Here is a 17,171-nt window from a genome sequence, read left to right as displayed (position 1 = left end):
GCCACTGCAAGCGCGCCGAGCGCTTGAGCAATTTGAGGGCTCCGCGCCCGGCGCGCTTGCCCAAACCGAAACCCATGATTATCAAGATCAAACCCGCAGACTCTCGTTATGAACGAGGGACCGAAGGGGGGCAGGTCAGCGTGCATATCCTCGCCCCAACCTTTAGAAGCGATGATCCGCGCCGCTATCGTTTCATCATCCGCCGGGGCTTCCCGCAGCATGTCGATGATCGTCAGCTTCAACTCATTCCGCCCGAAAAGCTGCTTGTACTTCCCGCGCGGCGCTATGCCTCTGGGATCGTCCTCATAGCCGCACAGCACCAGCGCACGGTCTATGGCGTCCAGATCGGCCTTGATCGCGTCAGCGGCCTTCACAGCGGCCTTGTGCTGGCCTGCCAGTTCCGCGCGTTTCTTAATCAGGCCATGAATTACGATTGATTGTCCCATGCCCCATTGTGATTCACATGGGCGTGGGATTCAGCTAGATCGTTGGTGCGTTTGATACATAAGGCCGATTTCCTTAACGGACAAATTTTCTAAAGCCTGCGCGAAGTTCAGATCATGAGCTGAAGAATGGTGGAAACACTACAACACAAAACGGTTCCACAGTGCTCTGGGCTGCAGCCCACCGGCACCGGAACAGGAATGCCCGCCAGCATGCGATGCGGCATGGTCGCAACGAAAAAGGGCCGCGCCCTGGCGCAGCCCGTCTCGATTTCGCGATTGCGAAAGACTTACTTGATCTTGCCTTCCTTGTACTCGACATGCTTGCGGGCAACCGGATCGTATTTGCGAACGACCATCTTCTCGGTCATGGTGCGGGCGTTCTTCTTGGTGACATAGAAATGGCCCGTGCCTGCGGTCGAGTTCAGGCGGATTTTGATTGTGGTCGGCTTCGCCATGGTATCTCTCCTGCAACAAAAGGCCAGCCTGCGGCGGACCCTTTGGAAAATCTATCTGAGCGTGCGCTTTTACCCGCGATGCGGCCCGAGTCAACAGGTGTTTTGCCAAAACCCGGCGACGCGCGGCGAAATCTTTACAAGAAGCCGTTCAAAGGTTAACATTCCCCTGTTTTTGCAGACCGTGATATTTGTACCAGTGGAGCTTTTTATGCGTCTTCCCCCCTTTGCCCTTGTCGTCATCCTTTGCGGTGTCGCAATTGCCGCCACCCAGTTGGCGGCCGAGCGTTCATCTGCCATCGATCCTGCCGCCCCTGCCGTGGACGATGCGCAGGTAAGCAATCAGCAGAGCTGACCTCATCTGTGTTGAACTGCGCGGAGAGCCTGTAAGCCGGATTCTGTTCCCGGCAGGTTGCCCTGCCGATCGATGACCATTCCTCTAGGGTCCTCATTGCTGGGGACCTCAAGCTGCCAACCCGACCCCTCTCGGCCAACGCGCGCCTAGCGGCGGTATCCCGTTGCCGGGACCAGCCCGCGCGGGGGTCCTATTTGGCATTGCTCCCGGTGGGGCTTGCCTTGCCGCCCCTGTTGCCAGCGGCGCGGTGGGCTCTTACCCCACCGTTTCATCCTTACCCCGGAGCATTCCGGGGCGGTGTGTTTCTGTGGCGCTATCCGTCGGGTTGCCCCGCCCGGGCGTTACCCGGCACCGTTGCCTTGTGGAGTCCGGACTTTCCTCTCGCGCCCGAAGACGCCAGCGGCCATCCGGCTCTCCGCGCTCCTGCGCTCTAAGCGGTGTTCTGTGCCCGGTCAACGCCAAAGCGCTGCGCCAGGTTGGCCATGATGCCGCGATCCGCATCACAGAGCGGTCCATGCCCCCAGGGCCGGAACCGCGCGCGGAACGCCGCGAGGACATCCTCCTGCGCCTCCTGAGGATACCCGAATCTGGCGGCATCCACATCGAAATCGCAAGGGAACCCCAGGCCGTCGGGCCAGATCGCAAGCCCCTGAAGCGCAAGTCGCCGCCAGTCGAACCGCGCGCCCGGATCATCTTTGCGCGCCGGGGCCATGTCGGAATGTCCGATCACCCCGGATGCGGGAATCGACCATCGCGCCATCACCGCGCGCAGCAGGGTTTCAAGCGTTGCCATCTGCGGTTCGGAAAAGGCGTGCCGCCCGGTGTTGTCCAGTTCGATACCGATGGAACGTGAATTCACATCGTCCCTACCCTGCCAATTGCCTGCGCCGGCGTGCCACGCGCGCATCTCTTCGGCGACCAGCTGCCAGAGCGTGCCATCTCCGGCAATCAGGTAATGTGCAGAGACCTCGGCGTCGGGGTCACATAGCCGCTCCAGCGCCGCTGCGGCGCTGGTCATGGCAGTGTAATGAATCACGATGAGTTCCGGCTTTTGCCCGTCCCGGCGCGGCCCGAAATTGGGAGACGGAACCCACGTCGCGGACGCGGTGTGCGTCACCCGTTCTGGGCCCTGCGAAACGGTGCCGGATCCCACGTGCAGGCATAGCCATCGCCATCTGGATCCAGCCCGATACGGTCGCGTTCGGGGCCGCCCTTGGCAAGAAAGTCGATCTGCGCAAGGTCCGCAGAAGCATAGTCCGCGCATTTGCGCACGGATCGTGCCTGCAGGTTGATGCCGACGCGCGTGTAGAGCTGCGTCCCCCTGGGGTGGCTGCTGCTCAGGGCGTAGGCCACGATATTGGGCTGCGATCCGCCACTGCGCGCCGGCAGCGCCGTCGGTTCGATCACCTCGTACCGGGCCCTGTTCTCCGCGATCAGCGCGGCGTCGCTCTGGATCGTGCGGTTCTCGGACACGGCGGAAAAATCGTTCTCGACCGACAAGCCGCTGCTGGCCACGACCGGGGTCTGCCCCGGGGCAGTGGTCGAACTCGAAGCCAGAACCGCTGCGGTCTCGGCCGCGATGCCCTCGGGCGAGTCCGGCGCCACGCCGGCTCCAGCTGGCACCGTGGATACGGTACCGGCGGCACCAAGCGGCTGGCTCGACACGGGGTCCGGCGCAGTGAGCCGTTCCGCACTGGCCACCCCGCCTGAAAGTTCGGCCTCGCGCGCCGCGTATGATGCGCCGCTGTCGGGAACCTGCGGCGCACAGGCCGCGATCCAACCGAGGGAAAGCCCCAGAAACAGCGGCAAACGGGCCTTCGACTGCATTGCTGCCATCCTGCTGTTGTTACCTAACTGACGAACGTGACTACCACCATTTCGCGGGTTTGGCCACAAACCCGGCGGCCGATTCCAGCGCATAGGCGGTATTGAGCAGATCGCCCTCCTCCCACGGACGCCCGATCAGTTGCAGACCCAGCGGCAGACCCGTCCTGTCGAGTCCCGCAGGCACCGAAATGCCCGGCAGACCGGCAAGGTTCACGGTCACGGTAAAGACGTCGTTGAGATACATCTGAACCGGGTCCGCCTCGGCCATTTCCCCCAGGGCAAAAGCCGAAGACGGTGTCGCGGGGGTCAGGATCGCGTCAACGCCTTGCGCAAAGACATCTTCGAAATCCTTCTTGATCAGCGTCCGCACCCGCCGGGCGCGGTTGTAATAGGCGTCATAGAACCCGGCGCTCAGAACATAGGTGCCGACCATCACACGCCGCTGAACCTCGGGGCCGAACCCTTCGGCGCGGGTCTTTTCGTACATCTCGGTGATGCCATCGCCCTGTTCCAGCCTGGCGCGGTGCCCATAGCGCACGCCGTCATAGCGTGCCAGGTTGCTCGACGCTTCGGCGGGGGCGATCACGTAATAGGCCGGCAGGGCATACTTGGTGTGCGGCAGGCTGATATCGACGATCTCGGCCCCCGCATCGCGCAGCATGGCCGCGCCATCGGCCCAGAGCTTTTCAATCTCGTCCGGCATCCCGTCCATGCGGTATTCCCTGGGGATACCGATCTTCTTGCCCTTGATGTCTCCGGTCAGCATGGCTTCGAAATCCGGCACCGGCAGATCGGCGCTGGTGCTGTCCTTGGGATCATGCCCGCACATCGCCTCGAGCATGATCGCCGCGTCACGTACCGATTTCGTCATCGGCCCCGCCTGGTCCAGCGAACTGGCAAAGGCCACGATGCCCCAGCGCGAGCAGCGCCCATAGGTGGGCTTGATCCCCACGGTGCCGGTAAACGCGGCCGGCTGACGGATCGAGCCTCCGGTATCGGTGCCGGTCGCCGCGAGGCAGAGATCGGCGGCAACCGCAGCGGCAGAGCCGCCCGAGGATCCGCCCGGCGTCAACGCCGACTCGTCATTGCCACGACGCCAGGGGCTGACCGCGTTGCCATAGGTGCTGGTTTCGTTCGAACTGCCCATGGCGAATTCGTCCATGTTCAGCTTGCCCAGCATCACCGCGCCCGCATCCGCGAGTTTCTGGCTCACCGTGGATTCGTATTCCGGCAGGAACCCTTCCAGTATGCGGCTGCCCGCCTGCGATGGAACGCCCCTTGTGCAGAACAGGTCCTTGATGCCGACCGGCAGGCCGCACATCGCGGGCGCATCCCCTGCCCTGATCCGCGCATCGGCCGCTGCCGCGCGTTCGCGCGCCAGCTCCGGTGTCTTGTGCACAAAGGCATTGAGCGCTCCGGCCGCGTCGATGGCACCCAGACACGCCTCGGTCAGTTCCACCGACGTCGTCTCACCCGCACGCAGCGCATCCCGCGCCTCCGCCAGGCCCAGCTTGTTCAGATCGCCCATTATTCAACCACCTTCGGAACCGCGAAAAAGCCCTCGCGCGCATCGGGGGCATTTGCCAGCACCTTGTCCTGCTGATCCCCGTCGGTCACCACATCCGCCCGCCGCTTGAGCCGTTGCGGCGTTACCGAAGTCATCGGTTCGACACCCTCGACATCGACCTCGTTCAACTGCTCGATAAAGCCCAGTATGGTGTTGAATTCGGCGGCCAACGCAGGCAGCGCCTCGTCCTCGACCTTGATCCGGGCCAGCTTGGCCACCCGGGCGGCGGTGTTCTGATCAATCGACATGGGACCTCTCGTACTCTGTCAGGTGGCGTTTACCCCTGTGGCGCACGGCTCGCAAGAGGCGGGGCGGGCCCCAATCCACCGGATCGGATCATCTCGTCATTTTGAAATGTCATGGGAAAATGGTGGGCGACCCTGGAATCGAACCAGGCGTGCGTCTCCGCGAGGGAGTTACAGTCCCCTGCCACACCTTGCGGCCTGTCGCCCACTGCCAGACATGCATTGCGCCTGACGTGGAGGCGTGATTACAAGCGGTCCAAAGGGGCGTCAACAGGAAAATCCGCCGATTTGCGTCCGGTTTCGCGGTTCATGTCTAAAAGGTCGGAACGATGAAAAAACCCAGATGGGTGATTGAAAAGGAACAGGCGCAGAAAGCGCGCGGCGAGGAGACGGTCTGGCTCTTTGGATTGCACGCGGTGCGGGACGCCCTGATGAACCCGCGCCGCACCAGGTTGCGCCTGATCGTGACCCAGAACGCCCAGAGCAGGTTGGCCGACGCGATTGCGGCGTCCGGCATGGAGCCGGAGATCGCGGACCCCCGGCGTTTTCCCGCGCCGCTTGATCCGGGTTCGGTGCATCAGGGGGCGGCGCTCGAGGTGCGGCCGCTGTCATGGGGCAGCCTTGGTGACGTCTGCATCGGCGCCGAGGCACCGCGGGTCGTGCTGCTCGACCGGGTGACCGATCCGCACAATGTCGGCGCCATCCTGCGCAGCGCCGAGGTCCTCGGCGCGTCGGCGGTGATCGGCACCCGGCACCATTCCGCCCCGGAGACCGGCGCGCTGGCCAAGACAGCCAGCGGTGCACTGGAACGCCAGCCCTATTTGCGGGTGCGCAACCTCGCCGACACGATCGTTGAGTTGCAGCGGATGGGCTATTTCGTGCTCGGTCTCGACGGTGAGGCGGAGCGCACGATCGAGGAGGCGCTTGAAGGGCGCGCCGACCACGCGGTGGCGCTTGTGCTGGGTGCGGAAGGTCCCGGCCTGCGCGCCAAGACCAAGGACACGGTGGACGAACTGGTGAGGATTCGCTCGGCCGGCGGGTTCGGATCACTGAACGTGTCAAACGCCGCAGCCCTCGCACTTTACGCGTCGCGCAGCCAGTCCACGCCCCGACCGCGTTGAAACCGGACCGGTGTGTGACTAGATCGACGCGAACCACGGAGAGACACCAGCCGGATGCCACGACCGACCAAGATCGCGACCTGTTGTTATTGCGGCACCCGCGCGGCGCTCGTGCTGTCGGGCGAGGTTCGGCACGAGCTGGCCTGTTCCGCCTGCGGCGCGCCGCTTCACGATCTCAAGATGTTGCGCAAGGATCGCAGCGGCGACCGTGAATTGACCCCACGCCGGCCGTCGACACCGGCAAAAATCGTGAAACCGCGCAAGTCGAAATCGCGCAAGAAGCGCAAGACTGTCCTGTCCAGACTGTTCGACGAGGCCTTTGACGTCATCGAGGACATTTTCGACTGAGGGGTTCAGGCGGCGCGGCTGAAATATTGATCACAGCTTGGACAACCGGCTTTCACAACTGCGTATCCTGTCTTTTCTCCGGCGGGTTCCGTCGCCATTGTGAAGCCATGACTCTCATGACACTTCTTTCGCGCCCGCATCCGGGTTGGCTTGCCGTTCTCTGCCTGTGCCTTGGCGCGACGATGTCCGTCGCGCGCGCCGATGCGCCGGTGTTCCGCGCCGACCATGGCAAGGCGGTTGCCGGGTATGATGTGGTGAGCTATTTCACCTCGGAAAAACCCCTGCCCGGCGACCCGACCCATGCGGTGCTCTGGAAGGGCGTGATCTGGCAGTTCATATCGCGCAAGAACCGCGAGAAATTCGAGGCCAACCCGCGCGCCTATGCGCCGCAATATGGTGGATATTGTGCCTTTGGAGTGTCGCAGGGGCTGGTTCTGAAAACCGATCCGATGCTTTACCGGATAATCGACGGCAAACTCTACCTGCTTCACGACAAGGCCGTCTGGAGCCGGTGGGTCGAAAACGTGAGCGAATATATCGCCGAGGCCGATACGAATTGGCCTGCAGTGCTGCGGGACGAATGAAGCGCGCCTTCACAGAAATGCGAGGGGGGTTCAAAACCACGGATGCGAGCATATATCAATCGGGATGGCGAATGGAACAATCGCGCATCATTTGACTGTCCCTCGTTCCACACTTCGCGCTCAAGGCATCGCCTTGGGCGCTTTTTTATCGCGCACGAAGCGGTTATAGAACACTCATGAACAGCTATTCCGATACCCTGCTGAAAGAGGTGCTGAAACGCACCCGCGTGATTGCCGTGGTCGGCGTATCGATGAACCCGGTCCGCCCGAGCTATTACGTGGCCCGGTATCTCGGGCTCAAGGGCCATACGGTGATCCCTGTCAATCCGGGACATGCCGGCAAGACGCTGTTCGGCCAAACCGTTGTGGGCAGCCTGAGCGACATCGATCGCCCGGTGGACATGGTCGACATCTTTCGGCGCTCCGAGGCGGTGCCACCGATCGTTGACGAGGCGCTTGAGACATTTCCTGACCTCAAGACAATCTGGATGCAGATCGGCGTCAAACATGACGAAGCGGCGGCAAAGGCCGAAGCGCGCGGGGTCACGGTTATCCAGGACCTTTGCCCCAAGATGGAATACCAGCGGCTGTTCGGCGAATTGCGCATGGGCGGATTCGCAACCGGTGTGATTTCTTCCAAACTCTGAGCCACGCACCCGGCTGAAAGGCGCGATGGCGATGACCGTGACGACATCCGCAGTCGAACGCGGCAAAAGATCGTGACCGGCTGGCGATCTCGCGAGGGCGCGACATCCTGTTGATGATTGGCGGGTTTTCGTCTTCACCGTGCAACCGCGCGATGTCGATGCCCCGGCGGTTTCACCAATCTGAACAGAAACTGACATGAAAGCTTCAAGTCCGGTCCCGAATAAGGGGCGATGTCCGCGATTTGCGGGCCGCTGCCTCACCTTATTTCAGCCTGTCATTGCTGCCGCACGGAGAACCGTCCCATGAACATGATCAGTGAATTTCAGCCCAATCCGATCGGGGTCGACCCCGCCAACGTGACATTCGAACTGAGCGGCATGGCCGCGGCCAGTTTTTCCGGCATCCTGCTCAGCATCGAAAGCGACGCCGGCACCGTCGGCACAATCGACAGGATCGCGGCGATCTCTGGCACCTATGACGCCGATGGCCTGCTGACCGTCACGGTTCCCGATCTCGAGAACCCCAGCTTTACCCTCGCCCTGGTCGATGCCTTTACCGGAACCGTCGGCGATGATCTCGATCTCAACGACGATGGCGTCATCGACGTGAACCTTGAGTCGCTGGGCATCACCACGGTTCACGACGCCATCGGTATCCCGGATTCCACCGCGGACCAGGGGTTTCTGTTCGGCGCACAACTGGGCGGCGTCGATTTTGTCTACACCGGTGACGAGCCCCGTTTGATTTTCCGTTCCGGCTCGACCGGCGATCTTTTCGCGGTCAACGATCCGGACAATGGCCAGGTGTTTGATGCGTCTAACACCGACACGGATGCGCGCATTCAGAACGTGACTTTCCGTGAAGACACGGTATTTGAAAGCCCCCTGCCCCCAACGCCGGTCGCCACCGGTGAACTGACCTATGCCGTTATCGCCGAATTCGAGGGCGCGGGCGGCGCCGGCGCGTCAGAAGTCGTCGCGCATGAGGATGGCGTGCTTTTTGTCACCAACGGCGCGATGGGGCGGATCGATATCTTCCCGTTGCCGGGCGCGAACGGCACCACAGCGCCGGACGCAATCGACCTCACCGGGCTGGACGGGTTTGTCGGTGTGCAATCGGTGGCCGTGAAGAACGGCGTCATAGCCGTCGCAATCAGCCGCGCACCGCTGGAAACGTCGGTCTTTGGCCAGGACATCAACCTGTCGCAGCCCGGTTTTGTCGCGCTCTTTGACGCGCAAACACGCGACCTGATCTCGACGGTGGATGTCGGCAACCTGCCCGATCAGCTGACTTTCAGTGCCGACGGGAGCAAATTGCTGGTCGCGGGAGAAGGCGAGAAAAACGAAGACAGCGATCATGACGACAACCCGCTGGGCACCGTCGCCATGATCGATGTGACCGACCCGGCCCGACCAGACGCCGTTATCGTCGATTTCACCCGGTTCAACGGGCTTGAAGACGCGGCGCGCGCTGCGGGTATCCGCATCCAGCCTGGCGTCAGCATCGCCGAGGATCTGGAGCCGGAATACATCTCGATCGGCCCCGACGGCGCCACCGCCTTTGTTGCTCTGCAGGAAAACAACGCCATTGCCCGGATCGACCTTGCCACGGGCGACGTGATTGACATGTTCGGGCTGGGCACCGTGGACTTCAGCGAAACCGCGCTGGATCCGCTGGATGACGGCAATATCGACATTCGCACCGTGGACAATGTTGTCGGGTTCCGGATGCCGGACGCCATCGCGTCGACCGAGATCGGCGGCAAGACCTATATCCTGACCGCCAACGAGGGCGACAGCCGCGGCAGTGACGAGGCACGGGTCGCGGATATGGCCGAGAATGGCCTGCTGGATCCGGCACTTCTGGCCGACCTGCTGGCCAGGGGACTGATCGACTCGGACCCCGACACTGATGTCGGCATCGAAAGGCTCGAAGTATCGACGCTTGACGGTGATACCGATGGCGACGGCGATATCGACGTTATCCACAGCTTCTCTTCGCGCTCGTTCTCGATATTCGACGAAGATGGCACGCTGGTCTTTGACAGCGGATCGCAATTCGAACAGATCATCGCCGAGATCGCACCGGAGCGGTTCAACGACGATGACGGTCAGGGCGACGAGGACCGCTCGGACGCCAAGGGCCCCGAACCGGAAGCCATCGAGGTCGGCGAGATTGGCGGCCGGATGTACGCCTTCATCGGCCTTGAGCGCGACAGCGGCATCATGATCTACAACATCGACGATCCCGCCAACGCGCAATTTGTCGATTACATTGCGCCCAGCCACGTGGACAACACGGACCCGGGCGCGATTGCCAGGCATGGCCCCGAAGTGATCGAGTTCATCGCGGCCGAGGACAGCAATACCGGTATCGCGCAGATCGCCGTATCCTACGAAATCTCCGGCAGCACGGTCGTCTATGAACTGACCTCGCTGAGCCCGCTGGTGACGATCCCGGACATCCAGGGGGCCGGGCATATCTCGGCCTATGACGGTCAGACCGTCACCACAACGGGCATCGTCACCGCGGTCGACTTCAACGGGTATTACCTGCAAGACCCGGATGGCGATGGCAATGACGCCACTTCGGATGCGATCTTTGTCTTTACCGGCAACGGCGCGGCGCAGGGGCTGGTGTCGGTGGGCGACGAAGTCCGGGTGAGCGGCGAGGTCAGCGAGTTCATACCGGGCGGTGCGAACACCGGGAACCTGTCGGTGACACAGATCATCTCCAGCGAAGCGGAACTGCTTTCGACTGGCAACACCGTCGTCGCCACGGTGATCGGTGAAGCCGGCCGTGCCGCCCCGACCGAACTGGTGATTTCGCCCGACGAGACGCCCGTCAACCTGCAACAGGAGCCGGGTGCATTCGATCCGGAACAGGATGGCATCGATTTCTACGAGTCGCTCGAAGGCATGCTCGTGACCGTCGACAACCCTGTCGCGATTTCGGCAACCAACCGGTATGACGAGACATGGGTCGTGTCCGATGACGGGACCGGCGTGACCGCTGGCTCGGCCAGCGGCGGGCTGAATGATCGCGGCGCATTGATCATCAACGCCGATGCGGACGGGCTGGGCGATCTCAACCCGGAACGCATCCAGATCCAGTATGACGCCTTTGCCGATCTGCTGCCCGAGGGTTTCACCCCGCCAAAGATCAACCTTGGCGATGACCTGAGCGACATTACCGGGGTTGTCGGTTATGCCTTCGGCAATTACGAGATCAACGTTACCGACAGGTTCGAGGTCGAAACCTCCTCGGCCAACAGGGCGGAGATCACCGCGATTGCCGGGGACAGCGACACGCTGACGGTCGCCACCTACAACGTGCTGAACGTCACCGCGAACCCCGGCGACGGAGACGCGGATCAGATCGCGGGCCTTGGTGTGCAGATCGCAACCAATCTGGGCAGCCCTGACATCCTCGCGCTGCAGGAAATCCAGGACGACTCGGGTGTCGCCGATGATGGCACCTTGACCGCGGATGCCACATTGCAGGCAATTGTCGATGCCATCGAGGCCGCCGGCGGACCGCGTTACAGCTATGTCAGCGCGGTGGTCGATGTCGACGGGGAAAACGGTGGCGTCCCCGGCGGCAACATTCGCAACGCGTTCCTCTACAACACCGACCGGGTCGATGCCATCGGGTTCCAGACGCTGGAAAGCAACGTTCTGGCCGGTTATGGCGTGACAAACCCGGACGCGTTCGAGGGCACCCGCGATCCGTTGCTCGGCACGTTCCGGTTCAATGGCGAGGATATCACCCTCATCAACAACCACTTCTCGTCCCGTTTCGGCTCGGAACCGATCTTTGGCGGACAGCAACCCTTCAACCAAGGCGGCGAAGACGAACGGGAACAGCAGGCACTGGCGATAAACGAGGTCATAGACGCGCTTCTGGCACGAGACGCGGACGCGCGGATCTCGGCCCTGGGTGATTTCAACACCTTCGAGTTCACTGACGAACTGGCCGAGGATCTGACCGGTGTCGGCGCTGACAAGGTGCTGACCAACCTGATCGGCAAGATCACGCAGGATGACGCCTACAGCTTTGTGTTCGATGGCAACGGCCAGATGCTTGACCACATCCTTGCCACCGACAGCCTGCTTGACGGTGTCGAAGTCGACGTGGTGCATGTAAACACCGACTTTGTCGATGCAACCTCCGATCACGACCCCATCGTCGCCGCGTTTGACTTTGGCTCGCGCGCCGATGACCTCGTGCTTGTCGGCACCAAAACCGGCGATACTTTGACCGGGGGCAACGGCAATGACCAGATCATCGGACTCAGCGGTGCGGATGTGCTGTCTGGCATGGGCGGCAACGACCTGATCCTTGGCGGAAGAGGCCGCGATGCGATCGAGGGCGGCGATGGCAACGACCTCATCCTGGCCGGTATGCACCGCGATGACATCAAGGGCGGCGACGGCAATGACGTGATCAAGGGCGGCAACGGCAACGACACCATTGAAGGCGGTTCCGGCAACGACCTGCTCATCGGCGGCAACGGCTCGGATACCTTCATCTTCGACGGCGCGTTCGGCTCGGATGTTCTGCGCGGCTTCAAAGCCGGTCAGGACGATCTGGTGTTCCGCAACCTCGCGCCCTCGGACGTCACCGTGGAAACCTCCGGCAAGCACACGATCATCACGGCAAGCGGTGACGCGACCTACGGATCGGTTCGACTGCTGAATGCCGACCTGCCCGACGACGACCTGTTCAGCTTCGTCTGAGCCGCAACCGCAAAAACAGAGAGGTCGGCCCGCTGCGGCTGGCCTCTTTATTTTGCGGGATCGCAGGCGGCGCTGGATAAACCGGCTCCGCGTAAAACGCATTTTCACGCTCACGTTTGAGTGATTGCTCAAATCAAGTATTGAGTGATCGCTCAAACTTCCTATATCTGCTTCACAGCGGTTCGCATGAGGCAAGGCCGCCGGTTCATCATGAACCGCCATTCCGACTCATTCCGGCAGCACATCAGGCGTTGCCGGCTCCGATCCACCACTCGCGCACCGACTATCAGGAGAAACAGATGACCGAGTTCACAATTCACACGGAAGAGACCGCACCCGAGGCGTCCAAACCGCTTGTCGCGAAATCCATCGCTGCAAATGGCCGCCTGCCCGGCCTGCATGGTGTCATGGCCGAAGCGCCGGGCCTGCTCGAAGGCTATCAGAAACTGCACGAACTCTTCCTGAACTCCAGCTTTGACAAGGACGAGCTGACCGTTGTCTGGCAGGCGATCAACGTGGAAAACGAATGCCATTATTGCGTGCCCGCCCATACCGGGATCGCAAAGATGATGAAGGTCGATGACTCCATCACCGAGGCGCTGCGCAATGAAACCCCGCTTCCCACCCCGAGGCTCGAAGCCCTGCGCACCTTCACGCTCAAACTGGTGCGTGATCGCGGGTTTGTTTCGGATGCCGATGTGCAGACCTTCCTTGACGCAGGGTTCACCCAACGCAACATTCTCGAAGTGATCCTCGGCTACAGCCAGAAGATCATGTCGAACTACACCAACCACCTCGCGAAAACGCCCGTGGACAAGGTGTTTGAAAAATATGAATGGTCGCGGCGCGAAGCCGCAGCCTGAAACACGACAGAGATCATGGCCCTGCCAAAGGTCAGGGATGATCACGACCCGCCGCATGATGTGGCGGGTCTTGCCGGGAAAGGAAACCGCATGAGCACCACCCCTCTTCGTATCGACATCATCTCGGATGTGATGTGCCCGTGGTGCATCATCGGCTATCGGCAGCTTGCCAAGGCGCTGGAGGCAACGGGAACCGCGCATGAAATTCACTGGCACCCGTTCGAACTCAACCCGGATATGCCACCCGAGGGGCAGGACGCCTTCGAACATGTCGCCGAGAAATACGGATCGACCCGCGCACAATCGGAAGAGAACCGCGCACAGATGACCGCACTTGGTGCGGAACTCGGATTCGACTTCCGCTGGGATGACGGGTTCCGGATGCACAACACGTTCAACGCGCATCAGCTGTTGCATTGGGCAGATCAGCAAGGACGTCAGCACGATCTCAAGCTGGCGTTGTTCTCGGCCCATTTTACCGACCGGCGAAACCTGTCGGACAACGCGGTTCTGGCGGATATCGCCGGTGAAATCGGTCTGGATCGTGACGAAGCACTTGCGGTCCTGACGGATCAGCGTTTTGCGCAGGCCGTACGCGATGCCGAGCGTTTCTGGATACAGCAGGGGATTCAGGGCGTGCCCGCCATAGTACTCGATCGCAAATATCTTGTGACCGGTGCGCAGGGCGTGGACAACTATACGAACTTCCTGCGAGAGATGGACCGGGAAAAGGCCTGAACCGATGGCACGCGCCACACCTTATGATCGCGAAAGCACGCTCGATGCGGCCATGACCCTGTTCTGGGACAAGGGTTATCACGCGACATCGCTGAAGGATCTGGAAGCCGCGCTCAGAATGAAACCCGGCAGCATCTATGCGGCGTTCAGAAGCAAGGAAAACCTCTATCTCCTGGCACTCGACAGGTATTACGAGAACTCCCGGCAGGCGTTCCGACAGATGATTGCCCGCGCAGACTCGCCGCTGACCGGGCTTGCCAACCACCTGCGCGAGTTTTCATCCCTCTCGGACTCAGATGCCGGGCGCCAGGCTTGCATGTTGACCAAGTCGCTGATCGATACGCGATCCACCGACCCGGCAATCGCCGAACGCGCGCGCCAGCACCTGAGGGCCATGCGCGGCGAGATTGCCGGGGCCTTTGAATCCGCAATCCGCCTGCGCGAGTTGCCCGAGGATGCCGATCCGGAACGACTGGCGCACAGATATCAGGCCAACGTCACCGCCTTGCGGCTGGAACTGCATCAGGGCACCGCGCACGCCGACCTTCACGCCCTGGCCGAAGACATGGCCCGCGAAGTCGAAACGCTGCGCTCCTAGGCAGGGCACGCAGCATTGCCACTCGCGCCCGGCGCGCACCACATCCGGATGCATTCTCAAAATCCCGTCCCGCGACAATGCAAACCCGGCTCCGACCTTCGTGACCAAAATACAAAAAGACGGATTTTCGCCTTGTACTCCCCGGCGTCGCTTGGATATACGCGTCCGTGGAGACGTGGCCGAGTGGTCGAAGGCGCTCCCCTGCTAAGGGAGTAAACGGGGAACCGTTTCGAGGGTTCGAATCCCTTCGTCTCCGCCACCCACCATTTTCATTGAACCCTATGGGACCGCTTGATAGCGTATAAGTTACTGAACTTATGCGCTCATCTACGTTCGTTGTTCTCACTGGCTTCGTTTCGATCACGCTCGGTTCTGTTCATTTGGTGGTACGAACTGTGGTATTTTCTATGGCCTATACCTCGGGAAAGCTGACGAAGAATCTGGTCCGAACGCTCGGCCCTGGCCGACATGGGGACGGCCACGGGCTGTATCTGGTCGTCGATCCATCCGGCGCGCGGCGTTGGATCGTCCGCGTCACGGTGAAGGGGCAGCGGAATCGGCAGGGAAAGCCGCTCCGCACCGACTTCGGCCTCGGCGGTGCTGACGTGGTGACGCTCAACGTGGCTCGCGAACGCGCCTTGGAGTATCGCCGCCTCGCCAAGCAGGGCCTCAATCCGAAATACCACAAGGACCAGGACGTGCCCTGTTTCGAAGAGGTAGCCCGGCAGGTCCACATCGAGCGCCTGCCGACATGGAAGAACCCGAAGCACGGTCAGCAGTGGATCAATACGCTTGCAGATTATGCTTTCCCCAAGATCGGCCGAATGCCCGTCTCGGATATCGACCAGCCGGAAATATTACAGGTGCTGTCCCCGATCTGGACCGAGAAGCACGAAACAGCGCGCAGGGTGGCGCAGCGAATGAAGGCGGTCCTGGATGTGGCCCGGTCTCGTGGCTACCGCGAGGGCGAAAACCCCGTGACGGTCGTGATGGACGCCCGCGTGCTGCCGCGTGTGAAGGCGAAGGTGAAGCACCACAACGCGATGCGCTGGCAGGATGTGCCCGCATTCTACGCGCAGCTCTCCGCACAACGCGGGATGGCCGCCAAGGCGTTGATGTTCACCTGCCTGACGGGTTGCCGAACCAGCGAGGTGCTGCAAGCTGTCTGGGATGAGTTTGACTTCGATGATTTGATTTGGACGATCCCCGAAGAACGCACCAAGACGGGTGTCGAACACCGCGTCCCGCTTACAGATCAGATGTTGGCAATCATCGAGCCACTGAAAGCCCTTCGCTCCGAATGTGTCTTTGAAGGCCAGCGTCGGCACAAGCCGCTCTCTAACATGTCGATGCTGATGCTGTTGCGACGCATGGAGATCGAGGGTGTGACTGTTCACGGGTTCAGATCCGCTTTTCGGGACTGGGCTTCCGAGGTGGGGAACCATCCGCGCGAGGTGGCGGAAATGAGCCTGGGGCACAAGGTGGGTTCGGAAGTGGAGCGGGCCTATGCACGATCCGATCTATTGCACAGACGTCGGGCGCTGATGGCTGAGTGGTCGGAACACGTTCATGGGGGTATGAAGGATGGATGACCAGGATGCACACTATTGGCGGCTAGCACGTGAAAAGCGAACTCGCGTCTCCCGGCGGCGTTGGGCTGCCTACAAACCAGACTATTCCGTCCCGGACATAAATCCGTATCGGCAAGCTCACGCAGAAAAGGTGAATCAGATAGATGACGTTCTGGAAGAATATCTCCGTATTCCATTGGTTTGCGCAGAAGCGTATTTCGGAGCGAGCCTGATTTACAACGATGACGAGGGGCCGATTTGGTATCTCGACAGGAATCAACACGGAAAGAGGGAAACCGCGCTCGCTATTGCGGCCCTCCGGCAAGCAGAGCAGGTCTTGGTCGAGGAAGAAGCTTGCCTGGTTGGTGCGACTGCCCCGATTGATGTTTACGATCTACGCAAGAGGCTAGCTGCATACTTGGCTAGCATTCCGGCACCAGGGAACCTCATGTTCGATGTGGACTTATTCAACGCGCCGCGTCAGAAAATCCACCGACTTGTTTCCGCATACCGTGGTCATCTCGAACGGCAGGCGCCTCATCAGGGAAGAGGGAATGCGCTGGCTGACCGAACGGCTCTAGCCCTCCGGGCGGTATATGAACACTACCTGAAGAAGCCAGTGACCTGTGGAAAGTACACGTCCGATGGCGCTACTGTTCTTTCAGGTGTGTATTGTCGCTGCCTAGAGGAAATTTTTGAAATCATAAACGTAAAAACAGAGGTTTTCGCCAGAGCTCAGCGGGCGAAGTCTCGCCCGGAGACTGACCGAAATCTTCGATTTTACCGCCAATGCCTAGCGGAAAATAGTCAGTTCGATGAAGACCTTCCTCTCCTGTTTTCGGAAGTTGGTTGGGTGGAAAACGTGACACCAGAACAGAAACGTATCAATTCAATGGCAATGAACGACAAGCGATTGGAGTACATGCTGTGTGACCTGCCCCCCTTCGGTCCCTCGTTCATAACGAGAGTCTGCGGGTTTGATCTTGATAATCATGGGTTTCGGTTTGGGCAAGCGCGCCGGGCGCGGAGCCCTCAAATTGCTCAAGCGCTCGGCGCGCTTGCAGTGGCG

Annotated in this window: 17 protein-coding genes, 2 tRNA genes, 1 other RNA gene and 1 pseudogene; 14 read left to right on the top strand and 7 right to left on the bottom strand. The window is 61.1% G+C overall.

Going from position 1 to position 17,171, the window contains the following annotated elements; translation table 11 throughout:
* Both AB9K34_RS03815 and AB9K34_RS03810 read left to right on the top strand, forming a co-directional pair.
* Positions 1 to 437 (top strand): hypothetical protein (locus tag AB9K34_RS03815; RefSeq protein ID WP_369953110.1); only part of this gene is annotated, 437 nt, incomplete at its 5' end.
* A 75-nt stretch (positions 438 to 512) separates the two neighbouring features.
* A pseudogene (locus AB9K34_RS03810) lies at positions 513 to 651 on the top strand (integrase core domain-containing protein); the annotation flags it as partial.
* Between the two features lie 82 nt (positions 652 to 733).
* On the opposite strand, the gene rpmG reads toward AB9K34_RS03810, so the two are convergent.
* Complete coding sequence (gene rpmG, locus AB9K34_RS03805) at positions 734 to 901, bottom strand: 50S ribosomal protein L33 (protein ID WP_039682682.1); 168 nt, start codon at positions 899 to 901, stop codon at positions 734 to 736.
* Between rpmG and AB9K34_RS03800 the strand changes: the two genes are divergently transcribed.
* Positions 900 to 1,253, top strand: a complete 354-nt coding sequence (locus AB9K34_RS03800) for a hypothetical protein (RefSeq protein ID WP_369953108.1) — start codon at positions 900 to 902, stop codon at positions 1,251 to 1,253. The two genes, rpmG and AB9K34_RS03800, sit on opposite strands and share 2 nt — an antisense overlap.
* 16 nt (positions 1,254 to 1,269) lie before the next feature.
* On the opposite strand, the gene rnpB is transcribed toward AB9K34_RS03800, so the two are convergent.
* From rnpB to AB9K34_RS03770, 6 genes are all read right to left on the bottom strand, one after another.
* An RNA gene (gene rnpB / locus AB9K34_RS03795) (RNase P RNA component class A) lies at positions 1,270 to 1,672 on the bottom strand.
* An 11-nt stretch (positions 1,673 to 1,683) separates the two neighbouring features.
* Entirely contained in the window at positions 1,684 to 2,289 is a 606-nt protein-coding gene (locus AB9K34_RS03790) for an N-acetylmuramoyl-L-alanine amidase (RefSeq protein ID WP_369953107.1), read from the bottom strand.
* 77 nt (positions 2,290 to 2,366) lie between these two features.
* A complete protein-coding gene (locus AB9K34_RS03785; RefSeq protein ID WP_369953106.1) occupies positions 2,367 to 3,080 on the bottom strand; it encodes a hypothetical protein in 714 nt (237 codons plus the stop codon).
* Positions 3,081 to 3,120: 40 nt separating this feature from the next.
* Entirely contained in the window at positions 3,121 to 4,608 is a 1,488-nt protein-coding gene (gene gatA / locus AB9K34_RS03780; protein WP_369953105.1) for an Asp-tRNA(Asn)/Glu-tRNA(Gln) amidotransferase subunit GatA, read from the bottom strand.
* Positions 4,608 to 4,895 carry an Asp-tRNA(Asn)/Glu-tRNA(Gln) amidotransferase subunit GatC gene (gatC, locus tag AB9K34_RS03775; protein WP_369953104.1) on the bottom strand — a complete coding sequence of 96 codons (288 nt, stop codon included), beginning with the start codon at positions 4,893 to 4,895 and terminating at the stop codon, positions 4,608 to 4,610. Before gatC ends, gatA begins: the two co-directional genes overlap by 1 nt.
* A gap of 120 nt (positions 4,896 to 5,015) precedes the next feature.
* Positions 5,016 to 5,099: transfer RNA gene (locus AB9K34_RS03770), tRNA-Tyr, on the bottom strand.
* Between the two features lie 122 nt (positions 5,100 to 5,221).
* Between AB9K34_RS03770 and rlmB the strand changes: the two genes are divergently transcribed.
* From rlmB to AB9K34_RS03715, 11 genes are all read left to right on the top strand, one after another.
* Positions 5,222 to 6,013: a 23S rRNA (guanosine(2251)-2'-O)-methyltransferase RlmB gene (gene rlmB / locus AB9K34_RS03765; RefSeq protein ID WP_369953103.1), complete on the top strand. Its 792-nt coding sequence runs from the start codon at positions 5,222 to 5,224 to the stop codon at positions 6,011 to 6,013.
* Between the two features lie 54 nt (positions 6,014 to 6,067).
* Positions 6,068 to 6,361 (top strand): hypothetical protein, encoded by a 294-nt coding sequence (locus AB9K34_RS03760; RefSeq protein WP_369953102.1) that lies wholly within the window; start codon positions 6,068 to 6,070, stop codon positions 6,359 to 6,361.
* A gap of 116 nt (positions 6,362 to 6,477) precedes the next feature.
* Positions 6,478 to 6,945 (top strand): YHS domain-containing (seleno)protein, encoded by a 468-nt coding sequence (locus AB9K34_RS03755; RefSeq protein ID WP_369953101.1) that lies wholly within the window; start codon positions 6,478 to 6,480, stop codon positions 6,943 to 6,945.
* Positions 6,946 to 7,121: 176 nt separating this feature from the next.
* Positions 7,122 to 7,592: a CoA-binding protein gene (locus AB9K34_RS03750; RefSeq protein WP_369953100.1), complete on the top strand. Its 471-nt coding sequence runs from the start codon at positions 7,122 to 7,124 to the stop codon at positions 7,590 to 7,592.
* A gap of 303 nt (positions 7,593 to 7,895) precedes the next feature.
* Positions 7,896 to 12,332, top strand: a complete 4,437-nt coding sequence (locus tag AB9K34_RS03745; RefSeq protein ID WP_369953099.1) for a choice-of-anchor I family protein — start codon at positions 7,896 to 7,898, stop codon at positions 12,330 to 12,332.
* Positions 12,333 to 12,631: 299 nt separating this feature from the next.
* The gene (locus AB9K34_RS03740) at positions 12,632 to 13,195 is read left to right on the top strand and encodes a carboxymuconolactone decarboxylase family protein (RefSeq protein ID WP_369953098.1); all 564 of its coding nucleotides are present in this window, start codon (positions 12,632 to 12,634) and stop codon (positions 13,193 to 13,195) included.
* A gap of 90 nt (positions 13,196 to 13,285) precedes the next feature.
* On the top strand, positions 13,286 to 13,933 hold the full coding sequence (locus AB9K34_RS03735; protein WP_369953097.1) for a DsbA family protein: 648 nt from the start codon (positions 13,286 to 13,288) through the stop codon (positions 13,931 to 13,933).
* Positions 13,934 to 13,937: 4 nt separating this feature from the next.
* Positions 13,938 to 14,531, top strand: a complete 594-nt coding sequence (locus AB9K34_RS03730; RefSeq protein ID WP_369953096.1) for a TetR/AcrR family transcriptional regulator — start codon at positions 13,938 to 13,940, stop codon at positions 14,529 to 14,531.
* A 169-nt stretch (positions 14,532 to 14,700) separates the two neighbouring features.
* A tRNA-Ser gene (locus tag AB9K34_RS03725) sits at positions 14,701 to 14,790 on the top strand.
* A 148-nt stretch (positions 14,791 to 14,938) separates the two neighbouring features.
* Positions 14,939 to 16,123, top strand: a complete 1,185-nt coding sequence (locus tag AB9K34_RS03720) for a tyrosine-type recombinase/integrase (RefSeq protein WP_369953095.1) — start codon at positions 14,939 to 14,941, stop codon at positions 16,121 to 16,123.
* Positions 16,116 to 17,171 (top strand): hypothetical protein (locus AB9K34_RS03715; RefSeq protein WP_369953109.1); only part of this gene is annotated, 1,056 nt, incomplete at its 3' end. The genes AB9K34_RS03720 and AB9K34_RS03715, both read left to right, overlap by 8 nt.

It is taken from the genome of Sedimentitalea sp. XS_ASV28, from assembly GCF_041224545.1.
Lineage (GTDB): Bacteria > Pseudomonadota > Alphaproteobacteria > Rhodobacterales > Rhodobacteraceae > Sedimentitalea.
Note: the sequence above shows the minus strand (reverse complement) of the source record. Positions and strands in the feature narration are given on the sequence as shown.